This is a genomic window from uncultured Reyranella sp., from assembly GCF_945957355.1.
Lineage (GTDB): Bacteria > Pseudomonadota > Alphaproteobacteria > Reyranellales > Reyranellaceae > Reyranella.
Genome location: NZ_CAMFKM010000025.1, coordinates 1 through 16956, shown reverse-complemented (window position 1 = coordinate 16956; position 16956 = coordinate 1). Strand labels below are relative to the sequence as shown.

Annotated in this window: 20 protein-coding genes and 2 tRNA genes; 10 read left to right on the top strand and 12 right to left on the bottom strand. The window is 67.5% G+C overall.

Features of this window, described 5'->3' with window-relative positions; translation table 11 throughout:
- Nucleotides 1-69 precede the first annotated feature (69 nt).
- Nucleotides 70-1098: a class I SAM-dependent methyltransferase gene (locus tag Q0Q48_RS25830; RefSeq protein WP_295144696.1), complete on the top strand. Its 1029-nt coding sequence runs from the start codon at nt 70-72 to the stop codon at nt 1096-1098.
- Here Q0Q48_RS25830 and rlmN read toward each other — a convergent pair whose 3' ends face one another.
- Both rlmN and Q0Q48_RS25820 read right to left on the bottom strand, forming a co-directional pair.
- Nucleotides 1099-2247, bottom strand: coding sequence for a 23S rRNA (adenine(2503)-C(2))-methyltransferase RlmN (gene rlmN, locus Q0Q48_RS25825; RefSeq protein ID WP_295144694.1), 1149 nt, complete (start codon nt 2245-2247; stop codon nt 1099-1101).
- A 53-nt stretch (nt 2248-2300) separates the two neighbouring features.
- Nucleotides 2301-2867, bottom strand: coding sequence for an RNA methyltransferase (locus Q0Q48_RS25820; protein ID WP_295144691.1), 567 nt, complete (start codon nt 2865-2867; stop codon nt 2301-2303).
- 83 nt (nt 2868-2950) lie between these two features.
- Here Q0Q48_RS25820 and Q0Q48_RS25815 point away from each other — a divergent pair, with 83 nt between their 5' ends.
- Both Q0Q48_RS25815 and Q0Q48_RS25810 read left to right on the top strand, forming a co-directional pair.
- The gene (locus Q0Q48_RS25815; RefSeq protein ID WP_295144689.1) at nt 2951-4201 is read left to right on the top strand and encodes a class I SAM-dependent methyltransferase; all 1251 of its coding nucleotides are present in this window, start codon (nt 2951-2953) and stop codon (nt 4199-4201) included.
- Nucleotides 4202-4223: 22 nt separating this feature from the next.
- Nucleotides 4224-5153, top strand: coding sequence for a hypothetical protein (locus Q0Q48_RS25810; protein ID WP_295144686.1), 930 nt, complete (start codon nt 4224-4226; stop codon nt 5151-5153).
- A gap of 127 nt (nt 5154-5280) precedes the next feature.
- On the opposite strand, the gene Q0Q48_RS25805 is transcribed toward Q0Q48_RS25810, so the two are convergent.
- On the bottom strand, nt 5281-6276 hold the full coding sequence (locus Q0Q48_RS25805; protein WP_295144684.1) for a D-2-hydroxyacid dehydrogenase family protein: 996 nt from the start codon (nt 6274-6276) through the stop codon (nt 5281-5283).
- 54 nt (nt 6277-6330) lie between these two features.
- Between Q0Q48_RS25805 and Q0Q48_RS25800 the strand changes: the two genes are divergently transcribed.
- A complete protein-coding gene (locus Q0Q48_RS25800) occupies nt 6331-7215 on the top strand; it encodes a TauD/TfdA family dioxygenase (protein ID WP_295144681.1) in 885 nt (294 codons plus the stop codon).
- A 20-nt stretch (nt 7216-7235) separates the two neighbouring features.
- Here the strand turns inward: Q0Q48_RS25800 and panC are convergent, their stop codons facing one another.
- Together panC and Q0Q48_RS25790 are read right to left on the bottom strand one after the other, a co-directional pair.
- Nucleotides 7236-8099 carry a pantoate--beta-alanine ligase gene (panC, locus tag Q0Q48_RS25795; RefSeq protein WP_295144678.1) on the bottom strand — a complete coding sequence of 288 codons (864 nt, stop codon included), beginning with the start codon at nt 8097-8099 and terminating at the stop codon, nt 7236-7238.
- 163 nt (nt 8100-8262) lie between these two features.
- Nucleotides 8263-8337: transfer RNA gene (locus Q0Q48_RS25790), tRNA-Gly, on the bottom strand.
- A gap of 112 nt (nt 8338-8449) precedes the next feature.
- Between Q0Q48_RS25790 and Q0Q48_RS25785 the strand changes: the two genes are divergently transcribed.
- The 3 genes from Q0Q48_RS25785 (at nt 8450) to Q0Q48_RS25775 (ending at nt 11679) form a co-directional block, all read left to right on the top strand.
- Nucleotides 8450-8944 carry a prolyl-tRNA synthetase associated domain-containing protein gene (locus Q0Q48_RS25785; protein WP_295144675.1) on the top strand — a complete coding sequence of 165 codons (495 nt, stop codon included), beginning with the start codon at nt 8450-8452 and terminating at the stop codon, nt 8942-8944.
- A gap of 17 nt (nt 8945-8961) precedes the next feature.
- The gene (locus tag Q0Q48_RS25780) at nt 8962-9867 is read left to right on the top strand and encodes a zinc ABC transporter substrate-binding protein (RefSeq protein WP_295144672.1); all 906 of its coding nucleotides are present in this window, start codon (nt 8962-8964) and stop codon (nt 9865-9867) included.
- 84 nt (nt 9868-9951) lie between these two features.
- Nucleotides 9952-11679, top strand: a complete 1728-nt coding sequence (locus Q0Q48_RS25775) for a GSCFA domain-containing protein (protein WP_295144670.1) — start codon at nt 9952-9954, stop codon at nt 11677-11679.
- A gap of 7 nt (nt 11680-11686) precedes the next feature.
- Here the strand turns inward: Q0Q48_RS25775 and folD are convergent, their stop codons facing one another.
- From folD to Q0Q48_RS25745, 6 genes are all read right to left on the bottom strand, one after another.
- The gene (folD, locus tag Q0Q48_RS25770) at nt 11687-12589 is read right to left on the bottom strand and encodes a bifunctional methylenetetrahydrofolate dehydrogenase/methenyltetrahydrofolate cyclohydrolase FolD (RefSeq protein ID WP_295144668.1); all 903 of its coding nucleotides are present in this window, start codon (nt 12587-12589) and stop codon (nt 11687-11689) included.
- Nucleotides 12582-12854 carry a DUF167 domain-containing protein gene (locus tag Q0Q48_RS25765; protein WP_295144665.1) on the bottom strand — a complete coding sequence of 91 codons (273 nt, stop codon included), beginning with the start codon at nt 12852-12854 and terminating at the stop codon, nt 12582-12584. The genes folD and Q0Q48_RS25765 overlap by 8 nt, the downstream gene beginning before the upstream one ends.
- Before the next feature lie 47 nt (nt 12855-12901).
- A complete protein-coding gene (locus Q0Q48_RS25760) occupies nt 12902-13195 on the bottom strand; it encodes a YggT family protein (protein ID WP_295144662.1) in 294 nt (97 codons plus the stop codon).
- A gap of 78 nt (nt 13196-13273) precedes the next feature.
- Nucleotides 13274-13933 (bottom strand): FHA domain-containing protein, encoded by a 660-nt coding sequence (locus Q0Q48_RS25755; RefSeq protein WP_295144660.1) that lies wholly within the window; start codon nt 13931-13933, stop codon nt 13274-13276.
- Between the two features lie 3 nt (nt 13934-13936).
- A complete protein-coding gene (locus tag Q0Q48_RS25750) occupies nt 13937-14176 on the bottom strand; it encodes a hypothetical protein (RefSeq protein ID WP_295144657.1) in 240 nt (79 codons plus the stop codon).
- A gap of 4 nt (nt 14177-14180) precedes the next feature.
- The gene (locus tag Q0Q48_RS25745; RefSeq protein WP_295144655.1) at nt 14181-14573 is read right to left on the bottom strand and encodes a RidA family protein; all 393 of its coding nucleotides are present in this window, start codon (nt 14571-14573) and stop codon (nt 14181-14183) included.
- A 105-nt stretch (nt 14574-14678) separates the two neighbouring features.
- Between Q0Q48_RS25745 and Q0Q48_RS25740 the strand changes: the two genes are divergently transcribed.
- The 3 genes from Q0Q48_RS25740 (at nt 14679) to Q0Q48_RS25730 (ending at nt 16170) form a co-directional block, all read left to right on the top strand.
- Nucleotides 14679-14754, top strand: a tRNA-Ala gene (locus Q0Q48_RS25740).
- Between the two features lie 78 nt (nt 14755-14832).
- Nucleotides 14833-15498: a hypothetical protein gene (locus Q0Q48_RS25735; RefSeq protein ID WP_295144652.1), complete on the top strand. Its 666-nt coding sequence runs from the start codon at nt 14833-14835 to the stop codon at nt 15496-15498.
- 12 nt (nt 15499-15510) lie between these two features.
- Nucleotides 15511-16170, top strand: coding sequence for a hypothetical protein (locus Q0Q48_RS25730; RefSeq protein WP_295144649.1), 660 nt, complete (start codon nt 15511-15513; stop codon nt 16168-16170).
- Between the two features lie 204 nt (nt 16171-16374).
- On the opposite strand, the gene Q0Q48_RS25725 is transcribed toward Q0Q48_RS25730, so the two are convergent.
- A partial coding sequence (locus Q0Q48_RS25725; protein ID WP_295144646.1) for a diiron oxygenase occupies nt 16375-16956 on the bottom strand: 582 nt, incomplete at its 5' end.

The window sequence follows — 16956 nt, the reverse complement described above, 5'->3', positions numbered from 1 at the left end:
TAGCGGTCGACCCCACCGGGGCAAGCGCGCCGCAAAGAGGCTACAATCCGGGACAAAATCGAGCCAACCATGGTTTCCGCCCTCGATCGCCTTTCCTACGCCGCCCGCCAGACCGCTCGGGTCGCCTGGTACGCCGGCCACTATGCCGCCGGACGCCGGCTGATGAAGCCCATGCCCAAGCCCGATTTTGCCATCGGGCCGACGCCCGGGCGGGCCGAACTGACGGCCGATATGCGCGCCTTGTTCCGGCGCGAATGGCGGGACGTCGCGGCCGGCCTGTTTCCCGCACCTCGCCTGCTGGGACCGGAGCCCGCCGAGTTCCTGCGCCGCAGCCTGCTCTATTTCCGCGACCTGCCGCAGGTCGATGCGCGGCGGCACGGCGCGCTGGACGGCGAACTCCCGCCCGGCACCCAGGCCGACAGGCTCCCTGACTATTACCGGCAGAATTTCCACTTCCAGAGCGACGGCTGGCTCTCGGATCACTCGGCCGCCCTGTACGACACCCAGGTCGAGGTCCTGTTCACCGGCGCCGCCGACGTCATGCGCCGCCGCGCGCTGGCGCCGATCGCCACCTGGCTCGCCGGCCGCAGCCAGCGCGACCTCCGCGGCCTCGACGTCGCCTGCGGCACCGGCCGCCTGCTCGCCGCCCTCCATGGCGCCTGGCCTGGCATGAAGCTCACCGGCATCGACCTCAGCCGCCCCTATCTCGACGAAGCGCGCCGCCTGGTCGGCCGCACGGCGCGGGTGAAACTTGACGAAGCGGCGGCCGAGGCACTGCCCTTCGCCGACGCGAGCCTCGATCTCGTCGTCTCCTCATTCCTGCTGCACGAGCTGCCGAAGGAGATCCGCGCGAAGGCGATTGCCGGGATGGCGCGAGTCGTGAAGCCCGGCGGCCTGGTCGTGATCGTCGATTCCCTGCAGAAGGGCGACCGCCCCGACTGGGACGGCCTGCTCGACCTCTTCCCGCATTACTTCCACGAGCCCTATTACGCGGAGTATACCGCCGGCAGCCTCGACGACTGGTTCGGCACAACCGGACTTCAACCGGTTTCGACGGAACTCGCGTTCCTCTCGAAGGTCGCGGCCTTCACGAAGTAGTTAAAGCGCGACCTTCGTGCCGCGCTGGCGCAGGCTGGCGCTCTTGAGCTGGCCGCAGGCGGCGGAGATGTCGCGGCCGCGCGGCGTGCGCACGGGGGCGCTGAGGCCGCCATCGTTCACGATCTCGGCGAACCGGTGGATGCGATTGTTGGAGCTGCACTCGTAGGGCGCGCCCGGCCAGGGGTTGAACGGGATCAGGTTCACCTTGGCGTGGATCGGCTTCAGGATGCGCACCAGTTCGCGCGCATCGGCGTCGCTGTCGTTCACGCCCTTCAGCATCGCGTATTCGAAGGTGATGCGCCGGCTGTTGCGCGCACCGGGATAGTCGGCGCAGGCCCTGAGCAGCTCGGCAATCGGCCATTTCCGGTTGATCGGCACCAGCGTGTCGCGAATCTCGTCGTTCACCGCGTGCAGCGACACCGCGAGGTTGACGTCGAGCGCCTCGCCCATCTTCGGGATCATCGGCACGACGCCGGAGGTCGAAAGCGTGATGCGGCGGCGGCTGAGCGCGATGCCCTGGTCGTCCATGACGATCTTCAGCGCCGTGACGACGTTGTCGAAATTGTAGAGCGGCTCGCCCATGCCCATCATGACGATGTTGCTGAGCATGCGCTGGGCATCGGCGGTCGGCGTCGGCCATTCGCCGTAGCTGTCGCGCGCCACCATGAACTGGCCGACGATCTCGTCGGGCGTGAGGTTGCGCACCAGCGGCTGGGTGCCGGTGTGGCAGAAGGTGCAGGTGAGCGTGCAGCCGACCTGGCTGGAGACGCAGACCGAACCACGATCCGCTTCGGGAATGTTCACCGTCTCGGCTTCGTTGCCGTCGGCGAAGCGCAGCAGCCACTTGCGCGTACCGTCGACCGAACGCTGCTCGGTCACGATCGAGGGCCGTTCGATCACGAACTGGTCGGCCAGGCGATCACGCGCCTTCTTGGCGATGTTGGTCATGCGCCCGAAGTCGGTGACCCCGTGCCAGTAGATCCATTGCCAGATCTGGGCGGCGCGGAACGGCTCCAGGCCCGCCTCGGCCAGCGCCGCCTTCAGGCCGTCGCGCGACAGGCCGATCAGGTTGCGGCGCAGATCGTTGCGGCCGTGCGCGGGGGCGCCGGGCTCCAGGATCTGCAGCGGTTCGGTGGGCAGGACGGACATTGAGCGCCCGAGATAGTCGTCGCACTCCCTCTGCGCAACCGCGCCACGGCAATCTATTGTTTTGATTGCTCTTTTTGCCGCAGGCGCAGCCGCTGCTTGCGCTTGTAGAGCGGCTCGCCGAACACCGGCACCTCCAGCGCCTCGGTCGGAGCGCCCTCGCCGACCGGCCGCGGCGCGTGGCGGCCGAGGCTGATCAGCCGGTCGTACATCACGAGGGCGCCGGCGGTCCCGAGATTGACCGAGAATCGGGTCGGGATCTTCACGACGTAATCGCATAGCGCCTGAACGCCTGGAGAGAGGCCCTCGCGCTCCGAACCCAGGATGTAGGCGGCCTGGCGCGGATGCCGGAAACTCGGCAACTCGATCGCATCGTCGGTGATCTCGATTCCGACCAGCCGACAGCCCAGCGGCAGGCGAAAGGACTCGAGATCGGGGAACCGGTAGGTCGGCACCGACAGTGGCGTGTCCGACGTGTCGGCCAGCGCCCCGGCGCGGACGTCGTACTGGGCGCGCAGGGTGAAGACGAACGAGGCGCCGAACGCATGGGCCGTCCGGAACAGGGTGCCGACGTTCATCGACTTGCTCGGACCCTCGATGCCGATGCCGAAATAGCCTTTCATGGCCCTTCGATTTGTTGCAGTAATGATTGGCAGGTGCTGCCATCCCCCCGGTAGCGCCCCGCCCGCCGTCAAACAAGGCCCTGATGACCGTTTCCTCGCCGTTGGACAGTGTTCGCGCCCAGTACGAGGCGCTGCCCTATCCTTCCCGAGACCCGCGCGACGAGGCGATCCGCCTGATCACGGGAACGCCGAGCCATGTCCTCGAGATAAACCACTATCTCTTCTCCGGCCGGCTGAACTTCATCCGTCCCTTCCGCGCGCTGGTCGCCGGCGGCGGCACGGGCGATGCCTGCATCATGCTGGCCCAGCAGCTCGTCGATCGACGCTGCCCCGGCGAGGTCTTCTATCTCGACCTTTCCTCGGCCTCGCGGCAGATCTGCGAGGCGCGCGCCAAGGCGCGCGGCCTGCGCAACATCACGTTCCTGACCGGTTCGCTGCTCGACCTGCCGACGATGAACATCGGCCTGTTCGACTACATCGACTGCACCGGCGTACTGCACCACCTGCCCGATCCGACGGCCGGCATGCAGGCGCTGGCCAGCGTGCTGCATGCCGAGGGCGGCATGGGCGTCATGCTCTACGGCGAGTATGGCCGCAGCGGCGTCTATCCCCTGCAGGAGATGCTGCAGACCCTGGCGCCGCCGTCGATGGCGATCGAGGACCGGCTGGCGATGGCCAAGCGCCTGATCCGCTTCCTGCCGACGACCAACCTGTTCCGCCGCAACCCCTATCTCAACGACCATGTGACGGGCGGCGATGCGGGCCTCTACGACCTGTTGCTGCACAGCTGCGACCGCGCCTTCACGGTGCCGCAGATCGGCGCGATGGCCGCCGCCTCCGGCCTGAGGGTGGTCGCCTTCCTCGAGCCGGTGCGCTACGAGCCCGCGACCTACATGAGCGATCCGATGATCGCCCGCCAGATGAGCTCGCTGCCGCTGCTCGAACGCGCGGCCTTCGCCGAGCGCCTGGCCGGCAACCTGCGCACCCACGTCTTCTATGCCACGCGCGCGGGCTTCGACACGGTCGCGCGGCCCGAGGATACGTCGGCCATTCCGGTGCTGCGCGAGATGGATGCGCAGAAGTTCGCGGCCGGCCTGCAGCCCGGCGCGCCGCTGGTCGCCAACCTCGACGGCTTTCCCTGGCGTGCCCAGTTGCCGCCGCTGGCGCCGCGCATCATCTCGCAGATCGACGGCCGCCGGACGGTCGCGGAAATCTATACCTCGCTGGGCAGCCAGGGCGGCCTGCCGCAGTGGGAGGATTTCTACACGCAGTTCGAGGATCTCTACGTCAAGCTGAACGGCGTCAATCACCTGCTGCTGCGCTTCCGCACCTGAGATAACGCCTCCGAGATCCGCAATGAGCGGTCACGTCCTGGCCATCGCGCTCGGCAACTCCCTCCTCTGGTCGGTCTATCTCCTGCTGACGCGCCATGTCGTGAGCGGCGCGCAGCTCGATGCCTGGGCCTACACGCTGGTGCAGCTGCTGAGCGCGGGCCTCGCCATGCTCTGGGTCGGCCGCCGCACGCCCGGGAGCTGGGCCGACCTGCTGGTGCCGTGGACAGTCTGCTACGCCTTCATGCGCGTGATCATCAACGGCTGCACGGCCGCCGCCATCGTCTGGCTGGCCGTGACGCAGAGCACGCTGCTCTCCACGATGAGCGTGCTGATCGGCGCAGGGTCGGGCTGGGCGCTAACGCGCCAGGCACCGTCACGGCGCGACTGGCCGGGCCTCGCGCTGCTGGCGCTGGGCGTCGTGGCCTTCGCCGCCGGCCTGGGATCGGAGACGGCCTGGCGGGGCGTCGCCTGGCTGATCGCCTCGGAAGCCATCGCGGTCGCGGCCTCGTGGATGATCGCCTGGCACCCGCGCAACCGCGCGGCCGATCCGGCGGCGCGCAGCCGCTTCACCGGCGAGATCCTGGTGGCTGCCTCGCTGGCGCTGATCCTCGTCTGGACGCTGGCCGGCCTGGCGGGCGCGATGGCCTCGCCGTGGGCCGGCGGCGGCGACGCCTTCGGCCGGGTCGAACTCTGGCTCTACGCGATCCTCGCCGGCCTGCTGTTCCGTGCGCCCGGCACCTGGCTCGGCTTCTGGACCATCAACCATTCGGGCGTGCAGACCTACCTGATCGCCCTCACCGCGATGCCGTTCTTCGCCATCGCGCTGGAAGCCATCTTCGCCCGCCTGGGCTGGCTGACGCCCGCGAGCCTCACCACGCCGGAATGGCTGGCCGCCGGCGTGATCCTCGCCGGCGCCGTCTGGCTGATCGTCGCGCGTGTGCGAACGAAATAGACGATTCAGAAGCACCAATCAGCAACATTGTTGCGCTGCATTCACGGCAGCAGGGAATCCCGGGGGTGCGACATCCCTTTCGATTGTTTCGTTTAGCCGCCCTGACTCCGGCTTTTTCAGCCGCCTGTCAGGCCTTCTTCAGCGCGTCCGGGTTGAGGACGTTGATCGGCTGGCCGTCCAGCCAAGCCTCGATGTCCTTGACCGTGCCCTCGTAGAAGTGCCGGTAGCTGTCCTCGACGACATAGCCAAGATGGGGAATCAGCGTGACGTTGTCGAGCTTCGTGAGCGGATGGTCGGCCGGCAGCGGTTCCTTGTCGTACACGTCGAGGCCGGCATGCAGGATGGTGCGGTTCTTCAGCGCCGCGATGAGCGCCGCCTCGTCGACGATCGGCCCGCGCGAGGTGTTCACCAGGATCGCGGTCTTCTTCATCCTGGCGAGATCGGCGGCGCCGATCAGACCGCGCGTACGATCCGACAGGGCAAGATGGATCGACACGAAGTCGGACGTCGCCAGCAGCTCGTCCTTCGTAACGTACTTCGCGCCGCCCGCTTCCGCCTTCTCGGGTGTGAGGTTCTGGCTCCAGGCCACGACCTCCATGCCGAAGGCCTTGGCATAGCGCGCCACGCGGCTGCCGAGCTTGCCGAGACCCAGGATGCCCAGCCGCTTGCCCTCGAGCACCACCATCTGCTCGATGCCGTCATGCCACTTGCCCTGGCGCGCCAGCCGCTCGGCCTTGGCGAGGTCGCGCGCGCACATCATCAGGAGCGCCCAGCCCAGCTCCGCCGTCGGGGCGTTCGAGGTACCGCCCGGCGTCGTCGAGACCGGGATGCCGCGCTCGGCCGCGGCCTTGTCGTCGAGGCTGGCGGCGCGGGCGCCGGTCAGCACCATGAACTTCAGCTTGGGCAGCTTCTCGATCAGCGCCCGCGGGAAGGCGGTCCGCTCGCGCAGCAATCCCAGAATGTCGAAGGGTGCCAATTTCTGCGCGGCATCCTCGACCGAGGTGAAGGGCTCGTGGAAGACCGTGATCTCGATGCCGCGCTTCTTGAGCCGATCCCAGTCGGCCATGCGCAGAGCGACCTTCTGGTAATCGTCGAGCAGGGCGAGCTTCATCGTTTGCGGCATGGCGTTTCCTGGGAGACAATGATTGGAAACGCATTATAGCCGCGGGAGGCGGTCATGAGCATCACGGTTGCGCCAGTGCATCCCGGGTTCGTCGCCGAGATCAGCGGCGTCGACGTGGCAAGGCCGCTGAGCCCGGACAATCGGCAGGCCATCGAGGATGCGATCAACCGCTATGCGGTCGTGGTCTTTCGGGGACAGACGCTCGACGACGAAAAACAGGTCGCCTTCGCCGGCAATTTCGGCCCCGTCGAATCCTCGGCGCTGAAACTCCGGCATCGCGACATCAAGCACCGGATCGAATCCAACCAGGTCGCCGACATCTCGAACCTCGACGGCGACGGCAATGTGCTGAAGCCCGACGCGCGCCGCCGGCTCGACGGCCTGGCCAATCGGCTCTGGCACACCGACGCCTCGTTCCGCGCCGTGCCCGGCGCCCTCTCGATGCTCTATGCGCATGTCATTCCCGACGAAGGCGGCGACACGGAGTTCGCCGACATGCGCGCGGCCTACGACGCGCTGCCCGACGCGAAGAAGAAGGCACTGGAGGGCCTGGTCGCCGAGCATTCGATCTGGCGGTCGCGCGAGCAGCTCGGCGTCGTGCAGTACACGGAGGAGGAGCGCGCCTCGCTGCCGCCGGTGCCGCAGCGTGTCGTGCGCACCCACCCCGGCTCGCATCGCAAGACGCTTTACCTTGCCGCCCATGCCTCGCACATCCTGGGCATGCCGGTCGCCGACGGACGCCTGATCATCCTCGACCTGATCGAGCACGCGACGCAGCCGCGATTCGTCCATGCCCATCGCTGGGTGAAGGGCGATCTCGTGATCTGGGACAATCGCTGCACCATGCATCGCGCCCGGCCGTTCGACACGACCAAGGTCCGCGACCTGCGCCGCGTGACGACGCGCGACGTCGCTTCGACACTCGAACAGGCGGCCTGACGTTCCCGTCCGGCGCCCGGTCAGACCGCCAGATTGTCGATCAAACGCGTGCGGCCGAGACGGGCGGCGGCGATGACACGCGCTGGGCCCGTGACATGCTCGAGCGGCTTCAGGCTCTCGGCATCGACCACGGTGAAATACTCGACGATGTCGAAACCGCCGTCGCGCAGCGCCTGCGATGCCGCCGCCGTGGCCTCGGTGCAGGATTTCTTTCCGTCGCGCACCGTGTCGGCGACCGTCACGAGCTGCCGGTACATGCAAAGCGCCTTGGTGCGCTCCTCGGCGCTGAGGTAGCGATTGCGCGACGACATGGCGAGCCCGTCCTTCTCGCGCACCGTCGGCATGCCCACGATCTCGAACGGCATCGCGAGATCGCGCACCATGCGCTTGATGACCTGGAGCTGCTGGTAGTCCTTCTCGCCGAAATAGGCGCGATCCGGCATCGCCATCAGCAGGAGTTTGCTCACCACCGTGGCGACGCCCTGGAAGTGACCGGGCCGCAGCGGACCGCACAGGCCGTCGGTGATGCCGGCGACGGTCACGGTCGTGAGCTGCTCGCCGGGATACATCTCGTCCTTGCTCGGCGCGAAGACGATGCGGCACTGCGCATCGCGCAGCTTGTCGAAGTCGCCCTGCTCGTCGCGCGGATAGGCGGAGAAATCCTCCTTCGGTCCGAACTGCGTCGGATTGACGAAGATGCTGGTCACCGGCACGTCGCCGCGACCGAGCGCACCCTTCACCAGGCTGACATGGCCTTCGTGCAACGCACCCATGGTCGGGACGAGGCCGATCGTGCGACCGGCTTTCCGAAAGTCAGCCACGGCACGGCGCAGATCCGCCACGGTGCGGACGACGAGAAGGCCCTGGTCGGTCGATGTATTCATTTGAGCCTCACACGCATGGACGAGCCGGCCGCATAGACAATGCAGGCGGCGAAAATGGGACGCGCAATCTATCGAAAGAGGACCAAAAGCATCAGGCCTCACCCCGGTCCGCGACCGGGATGCGAACCGGCGACCGGTTCAGGCAAGATACCTTGGTAGAAATTGGAGCGGGCGAAGGGATTCGAACCCTCGACCCCGACCTTGGCAAGGTCGTGCTCTACCCCTGAGCTACGCCCGCGCTCCAGATCCGGCCGGGTAGGTTGCCGGAAGGCGGCGTTGATAGGGCTTTTCCGATCCCTTGGCAAGGGGCTGGCGAAGGGCTCATTTCATGGGTAGAGCCGACACGCACCATGCTTGATCCGCACCAACTTCTCGCCCGACTCGACGCGCTGGGCATCGCCCATCGCACCGTCGAACACCCGCCGGTCTATACGGTCGAGGAAGCCAAGGCTCATCGCGGCGACCTGCCCGGCCATCACATCAAGAACCTCTTCCTGCGCAACCGGAAGGAAGAGATGTGGCTGGTGGTGGCGCTGGAGGACCGCGCCATCGACCTGAAACGACTTGGCGAGCGGCTGGGCGCCGGCAAGTTCTCGTTCGGCAGCCCGGACCGCCTGCGGCGCCATCTAGGCGTCGAACCGGGCTCGGTGACGCCGCTGGCCGTGATCAACGACCCGGAGCACCAGGTCCGGCTGGTTCTCGACCGCGGCCTCGCCGACGGCGCCGGGCCGATCAATGCCCACCCGCTGGTCAATACGATGACCACGGCGCTCAGCCTGGCCGACCTGCTGCGCTTCTTCGCGGCGACCGGCCACACCCCGGAGTGGCTCGACTTTCCACTCTGACGTTATACTATAACGGAATGCTTTTCCGTGCACTGCTGCTGGCCCTGGGCCTGATCGCCGTTTCCCTGCCGGCTTCGGCCGAGATCAAGGCCGTCGCGACCTTCTCGATCCTGGGCAACCTGCTGGCCGAAGTGGCGGGCGACAAGGCGGCGGTGTCGGCGGTGGTCGGCCCCGACATGGATGCCCATGCCTACCAGCCCCGTCCTGGCGACGCGCGCGCGCTGGCCGAGGCGCAGGTGCTGGTGAGCAACGGGCTGGGCTTCGAGGGCTGGATCGAGCGACTGGCCAAGGCGGCGCCCTTCAAGGGCAAGGCGGTCGTGGCCACGACCGGCGTGGCGACCCTCGCCGCGGGATCGGATCAGGGCCATTCCCATGGACACGCGCACGATCACGCGGCGGATCCGCATTGCTGGCAGGATGTCCAGAGGGTCCGCACCTATGTCGCCAACATCGCCAGAGGCCTCGCCGAAGCCGATCCGCCGAACGCCGCCTACTACCGCGAGCGCGCCGAGGCCTTCGACCGTAGGCTGGCCGAGTTGGATGCCTGGGTGAAGGAAGAGATCGCCAAGGTGCCGGCCGACAAGCGCCGGGCGATCACCGGCCACGATTCCTTCCGCTATTTCTCCAGTGCCTATGGCGTTAAATTCCAGTCGCCGCGCGGCTACAACACCAGCAGCGAGCCTTCGGCGCGCGACGTTGCGGCGCTGATCCGCGCGGCGCGCGAGCAGCGCATCAAGGCGCTGTTCGTCGAGAACATGACCAACCCCGGCCTGATCGACCAGATCGCGCGCGAATCCGGCGCCGTGGTCGGCCCTCGCCTCTACACCGATGCGCTGTCGGGCCCGGATGGACCGGCCCCGACCTACGAGAAGATGATGCGCCACAACGTGTCGGCCCTCGTCGCAGGCATGCTGAAGAACTGACGGCGCGCGAGGTCGCGAACAGGAGCCGGCTTTCCCCCGGTTACTCAGGGATGCTAGCCATGTGTCCAGAGGGTCAGGGACACGATGCCAATTCGCCGGATCAGTGCTGCCGATGCCTACGGCACGTTAAAGACCAACCCCGACAGCAACTGGCCGCGTCGTGACGATCCTGCGAACAGGTTCGCACACTTCGCCGATCCATCGTTCAAGCCGCGCTTCACGCTGGAGCCGGGCCAGCGCATCTTCACCATCGGTTCCTGCTTCGCCCGCGGCATCGAGAGGACGCTGGCCGACCGCGGCTTCGACATTCCCACGCTGGCCCTGAAGGTCGACAAGACAGGGTGGAGCGGTGACCCGACGACGATCCTGAACAACTACGTGCCGCCGGCAATCGCGCCGCAGATCCGCTGGGCGTTCGGCCTCGATGAATTCGACATCGGCCGTCATGCCATCGAAGTCGCTCCGGGGCGGTATATCGACCCGCAGCTGACGCTCGGCTTCCGGCCCGTCTCCGCCGAAGCACTGGTCGGGCGGCGCAACGACATCAGCGCGATCTACCGCAATCTCGCCAGCAGCCACGTGGTGCTGATCACCCTGGGCCTGATCGAGGCGTGGTTCGACAATCGCTCGGGCCTCTACATCAACTGCCCGCCGCCCAAGGGAATCGTCCGGACCGATCCCTCTCGCTTCGAACTGCATGTTCTCGACTATGCCGACGTGACGCGTTCGCTCGCCGACCTCCTCGATCTGCTCGACCGGGTCTGCCCGCAAGACTATCGCATCATCCTCACCGTCTCGCCCGTGCCGCTCCAGGCGACCTTCACCTCGTCCGACGTGGCGGTGGCGAACGCCTACAGCAAGGCGGTCCTGCGGGCGGCGGTCGAGCCGTTCGTCGCCGACCGGGCCCACATCGAATACTTCCCCTCCTACGAGAGCGTGGTCCTGACCGACCGGTCGATCGCCTTCGTCGACGACCAAGTCCATATCCAGACGTCGATGGTGCGCTTCAACGTCGACCGCATGATCAACCGCTATGTCGAGACCGGCGACGACACCATCGCCAACGTGCTCGCACGCGCCCGCGAGGATGGTGCGGCCGGACGCTTCCACGCCGGACTCAAGCGGCTGCAGCAGGCCTGGGCGTTACATCCCGGGAATCCCGATCTCACGATCGCGCTGGCGCGGGCGCATCTCCGGGCCGGCAATGGCGGGGCCGCGGAATCACTGCTGCTCGAGTTGCTGGAAACCCACGAAAGCGTTCCCGCCCGCACCCTGCTCGCACGTCACTACAACGAGAGCGGCCGCCACGAGGAAGCCGCGTTGCAGGCCGAGAAGGCCTGCGAACACGGCAAGGCGATGCTCGACCCCTCGCTGCAGCGGGTCGAGGCCTACTATCACCTCGGCCGATTCGAGGAAGGCTTCGTCGTGCTCGACAGGATCCGCTGGCCCCTCGAGCGCAAATCGCTGCTGCTCCACTGGAAGGCGCGCTACTGCGAGCGGCTGGGACGGCTCGCGGATACCGAAGCGCTTTGGCGGGAGTGCAACGGCCTCGTTGAAAATCCGGTCTACATGGCGGCCTTCGCCGAATTCCTGGCGAAGCAGGATCGCTGGCCGGAAGCCGCCGAATGGGTCGATCGGACCTTGCTCCGTGAGCCGAACGAGAAGACGGCCCTGCGCCTGCGCGCCCAGATCCGAAAGGCCCGCCTGCCGACCCGCCGGGCCGGCGCTGCAAGCCCTGGCGCGGCGAACCCTTTCGAAAGGGCCGCACGATGGTCGACCGCCCTGATCCGGCGCGCCGTCGGAAAGGCCTGACCGCCGCTCAGGCGGCCATCATCGCCATTCCGGCCTTGTGGCGTGCGGCCTGCAACGTGTTGAACATCAGGCAGGCCACGGTCATGGGGCCGACGCCACCCGGCACGGGCGTTATGTATCCCGCCACCTTCTGCGCCTCGGCAAAGGCCACGTCGCCGACCAGCCGGCTCTTGCCCTCCGGCGTCGGGATGCGGTTGATGCCGACATCGATCACCGCCGCCCCTGGCTTGATCCAGTCGCCCTTCACGAACTCGGTCTTGCCGATCGCCACCACCAGGATGTCGGCCTGGCGGCAGACACCGGGCAGGTCGCGCGTGCGCGAATGGGTGATGGTCACCGTGCAATCGGCGCGAAGCAGCAGTTGCGCCACGGGGCGGCCAACGAGGTTCGACCGGCCGACGATCACCGCATTCAGGCCCGACAGCGACCCCAGCGCGTCCTGCAGCAGCATCGAGACGCCGAGCGGCGTGCAGGGCACCGGAAAGTCGAGCGGCGCACCCGGCGCGATCGAGCCGAGGCGGCCGACATTCACCGGATGGAAGCCGTCGACATCCTTGGCCGGATCGATGGCGATCAGGACCTGCGCCGTGTCGAGATGCTTCGGGAGAGGCAGCTGGACCAGGATGCCGTTGACCGAGGGATCGACGTTCAGGCGCCCGATCAGCTCCAGCAGCTCGGCCTGGGTCGTGTCCCCGGGCAGCTGGTGGTCGAAGCTCGCCATGCCGAGCTCGACCGCGAGCCGGCCCTTGCTGCGGACATAGACTTGGCTGGCCGGATCGTCGCCGACCAGCACCGTGGCGAGGCCGGGCTTGGGCCCGCCCTTGGCGACGAACTCGGCAACCCCGGCGCCCACCCTCTGGCGCAGGCCGCCCGCGAAGGCTTTTCCGTCGATCAGTCTTGCATCAGCCATTCTTGTCCATCCATTCGGCAATCCGTCGGGCCAGCGCCTCGGGCTCGCCCGCGACGCTGAGCGTCTTTTCCCGCGCCGTTCCGCCGCGCACGATTTCTATGGTCGATTTCGGCACGCGCCAAGCGTCTGCCAGCAGGGCGACGACGGCCGCATTGGCCTTGCCATCCTCGGGCGCCACCGTCACTGCGGCCTTGAGCGCACCTTCAGGCGTGCGCTGGAGCGCCGTGCGGCGCGCCCGCGGCTGCACGCGCAGCTGGATGGTCACGCCGCCGGGGTTCCGCCGCAGGAAAATCGGATCGGTCGGGGGAGCGCTCAGCGCACGAAGGCCGGCCAGACGTACTCCCACAGCAGGCTGCGGATGAAGAACAGGCCGAGCAGGAGGATGACGGGCGAGATATCGACGCCGCCCAGATTGGGCAGCGCATTGCGGATCGGGCGCAGGACCGGCTCGGTCAGCTTGAAGAGCATGTCGACGACGACGCTGATGAACCGGTTACGGATATTCACCACGCCGAACGCCACCAGCCAGCTCATGATCGCGCTCGCGATCACGATCCAGGTGTAGATGTCGATCACCTTGTCGATCAGCATCGCCAGCGACAGCATCGAGTCCCCGCCCGTTGAGGCCGGCGGTCCGCCGGCCGCGGCACCCTACTCGGCAGGCCTTGCCGATCACAAGTCCATTCAGGCCCGCGAAAGCGCGAGTTCCACGCTGCCCAGCCGGATCGAGCGCACCGCGCTGATGTCGCGCGGTCCGTGCTCGGGCAGCAGCCGGGCGCCGTCGAGGAAGGTGCCGCCCGGGCTGCCGAGATCCTCGAGGCCGAGACGGTTGCCCGACAGCATGAGCCGGGCATGGGGCTGGCCGACCGACGGATCGGGCACGGTGAGATCGGTCGGTGCTCCGGTGTGCGCGCCCGTCAGCGCATAGGTCCCCGACGTGCCCGCAACCGCCAGAGACACCGTGCCGCCATGGCCGAGCACACCGGAGAGCCGCCAGCCGCGCGCATCGGGCAGGGCCATCGAGGGACCTGCCAGAACAGCCGGGCCGGGCGCCGGTGCCGGACCGGACGCAGGCGCGAACCCGCCGCCCGCCACGCCTCCGAGACCGTTCCCGGGTTCGTCGCGCGGCCAGCGCATGAAAGCGAAGATCCAGAGCAGGATCAGCGGCACGATCGTGCCCACGCCGGTCAGCGTGAGCAGGATGGCGCCGAGGCCGGTCCATCCCGGCAGCCCCGCTTTCTCGACGATGCGCCAGGCCATCCACGCCGCCAGCACGGTGCCGACCAGCGCGAAGGCGCCGGTCAGGCCGAAGAAGCTCGTCAGAGCCGCGATTTCGATGCCCATCGGCTAACGCCTCGGCGCCGCTTCGCCGGCGGGCCAGGTGCTGAAGGCCAGCATGCCCATGACGATGAAGGAGCCGATGAACGGCACCAGATGGAAGAGCGACAGCGCCCCGGAGAAGCCGGCCCGCGTGCAGATGCGCCAGGTCGGGATGATGAGGACGAGCGACACAAGCACGTAGCTGACGAGCATCAGGGCCACCGTGAGGGAGCCCAGGGCCAGCATCCAAGTCACCAGGCTGGCCATGTCGTCAGGCGAGGGCAACGACTTCGATCTCCACCATGACGTCGCGCGGCAGGCGGGCGACTTCGACCGTCGAGCGCGCGGGCGTCGAACTGCCGAAATATTCGGGCAGCCCATAGACCTCGTTCATGGCGGCGAAGCTGTCCATGCTCTTCAGGAACACGGTCGTCTTGACGGCGTGGCCGAGATCGCTGCCGGCCGCCTTCAGCACCGCGCGCAGGTTCTTCAGCACCTGGTGCGTCTGCTCGGCGATGCCGCCCTCGACGATGTTGCCGGTCACCGGGTCGAGCGGGATCTGGCCGGCGCAGAAGACCAGCCCGTTGGCCACGACCGCCTGCGAATAGGGGCCGAGCGCCTTGGGGGCGGCGTCGGTCTGAACGACTTTCTTGGCGTGGGCCATGGTCTTGCCTCTCCTTCAAAAATACCGGCCGGACGCTATCACAGCCCGGTTTGCTTGACAGGGGGCGCGGCAACCATTATCCGCGCGGTTCTCCAAGGGTCGGAGGGGGCTGTAGCTCAGCTGGGAGAGCGCCTCGTTCGCAATGAGGAGGTCAGGGGTTCGATCCCCCTCAGCTCCACCAACCACCCCGACCCCGGGCCGGAAGCAGACGGCCTCATTCACTGGCCTGTCGCGGCGCATCACGGCACTATTGCACTCGATGCGCAGACGCAAACGTCCCACACCGGTAGAACTCGGCCTCACCGCCGCAGAAGGACGCCTCCTCACGTCGCTGCGCACGCCGCAGCGCATCCAGGAATACGTCTCGGCCCTCCCGGCCAACTTCGAGCCGGACGGCGATTGCCTGCGGTCCGTGCGCGGCGTGCTGCGCCATCGCGAGGCCCATTGCCTCGAAGCGGCCTTCGTCGCGGCCTGCGCGCTGTGGCTGCAGGGTGAGCCGCCGCTGGTCATGGACCTGACGGCCACGCGCGAGGATGCCGATCACGTCGTCACCCTGTTCCGCCGAGACGGCTGCTGGGGCGCGATCTCCAAGAGCAATCACGTCTGGCTGCGCTGGCGCGACCCGGTCTATCGCAGCCTGCGCGAGCTCGCGATGTCCTACTTCCACGAATACTTCAACAAGGGCCGCAAGACCCTGCGGACCTATTCGGTCTCGATCGACCTGCGCCGCTTCGCGCCCGGCACCTGGATCACCAGTGAGGAGGATTGCTGGGAAGTCGGTGCGGCGCTCGACGATGCGCGCCACTATCCGCTGATCAGGCCGGCGCAGAAGCGCTGGCTGGTGCCGCCCGACGCCACGGTGCTCAGGGCCGACGACCTCGTCCAGTACGAAAGCCGCGACCGAAAGACGGCCCGCAAATACTGAAGGGAGCCCGCCATGAGACGACTCCGCGCGATCCTGCTGCTGATCCTGCTGGGCACCGCCACACCGGCGGCGGCCCAGATCCCCGCCGAATGGCAGGCCGCGGCACAGGCCGTGATCGGCGAGCTGGAGCGCGACACGCCCCTGGCCACCAGGCCGTGGACCGGGGCGGAGCTGACCCAGGGCTGGAACCTCGCCCGCGCCTGGCGCCGGCACAACAACGGCAACGTCGAGATCATCCTCGCGGAGTACCTGATGTTCGTGGCGCTCTGCCGGATCGGCTGCGCCGGCAGCACGATCGAAGGTCAGGGCTATGTCGCCGCGGCCGGAGAGGTGAAGGCACTGATCGCCCGGAATGGCGGCTCCTATGCGCTGGCGGCGAACGCCAGCAACTGGCTCGAGGGCCTGGCCGATCCGACAGGCGCGGCCAGGAAGAACGTCGCTCTCTGGGCGAAGGATCCCGACATCCCGTCGGCCGACTTCGCGACCGGCAACATCTATGCGCTCAGCTGGCTGCTGGCGCGCAAGCGACCGACGCCCGCCGAGCAGGCGGACACCTTCGCGCGCTTCGCGATCTTCGTGCAGACCAAGGCCTGGATCGGCCCGCGCTGCCTCGACATCTCGAAGGTCGCGACGGTGCTCGGCGCCCCGCCGCGCATCGAGGCGTGTCGGTAAAAAATCAGAAGTAGCCGTCGTCTCGACCGAAGCGCCGAAGGCGCGAAGCGGGGAGACCTTCGTGCCCCCCAAAGCCGGCAAATCGTGGAGGGAAGATCTCTCCACTCCGCCGCGCTACGCGCGGCTCCGGTCGAGATGACGGGAGAAGCCAAGAGAAAAGGGGGCCATGAGGCCCCCTTTCCGATTCCAGCTGCGATTGCTTTGCTACTCGGCGGCGATCTGGGAGTTCACGAACTTCTTGGCGTCGAAGTCATCGGCGACCTTGAGGTCGTTGGCGATCAGCTTCTCGACGTCGACCTCGGCGTAGCCCAGCACGCCCATCTCGCCCAGCGCCTTCTGCACCTTCGGCCCGAACAGGCCGATCTCCTTGAGGATCGGCACGATGCGGGTGAAGAGGCGGGTACGGAACGACTGCATGGCGCCCGAATGATAGGCGTATTCCAGCATCTCCTTCACCGGCAGGCCGGACCGCGCCCAGACCTCGCCTTGGTTGAAGCGGTCGCGCATGAAGTAGAGCGCCTCGACGACGAACTCCTCGCGCTCGGCGCGCTCGGCATCGGAGATGTGCGGGTAGTATTCGCGCAGCGCCATGCGGCCGAAGGTGACGTGACGCGCCTCGTCCTGCATGACGTAGGCGTTCACGGCGCCGGCCAGGTTGTTCTTGGCGGTGTCGCGGATGCGCTGGAAGGCGGCGAGCGCCAGGCCTTCGATCAGCACCTGCATGCCGAGATAGGTCATGTCCCAGCGGCGGTCGGTCAGCGTCTGCTCGAGCAGGTTCTTGAGCGA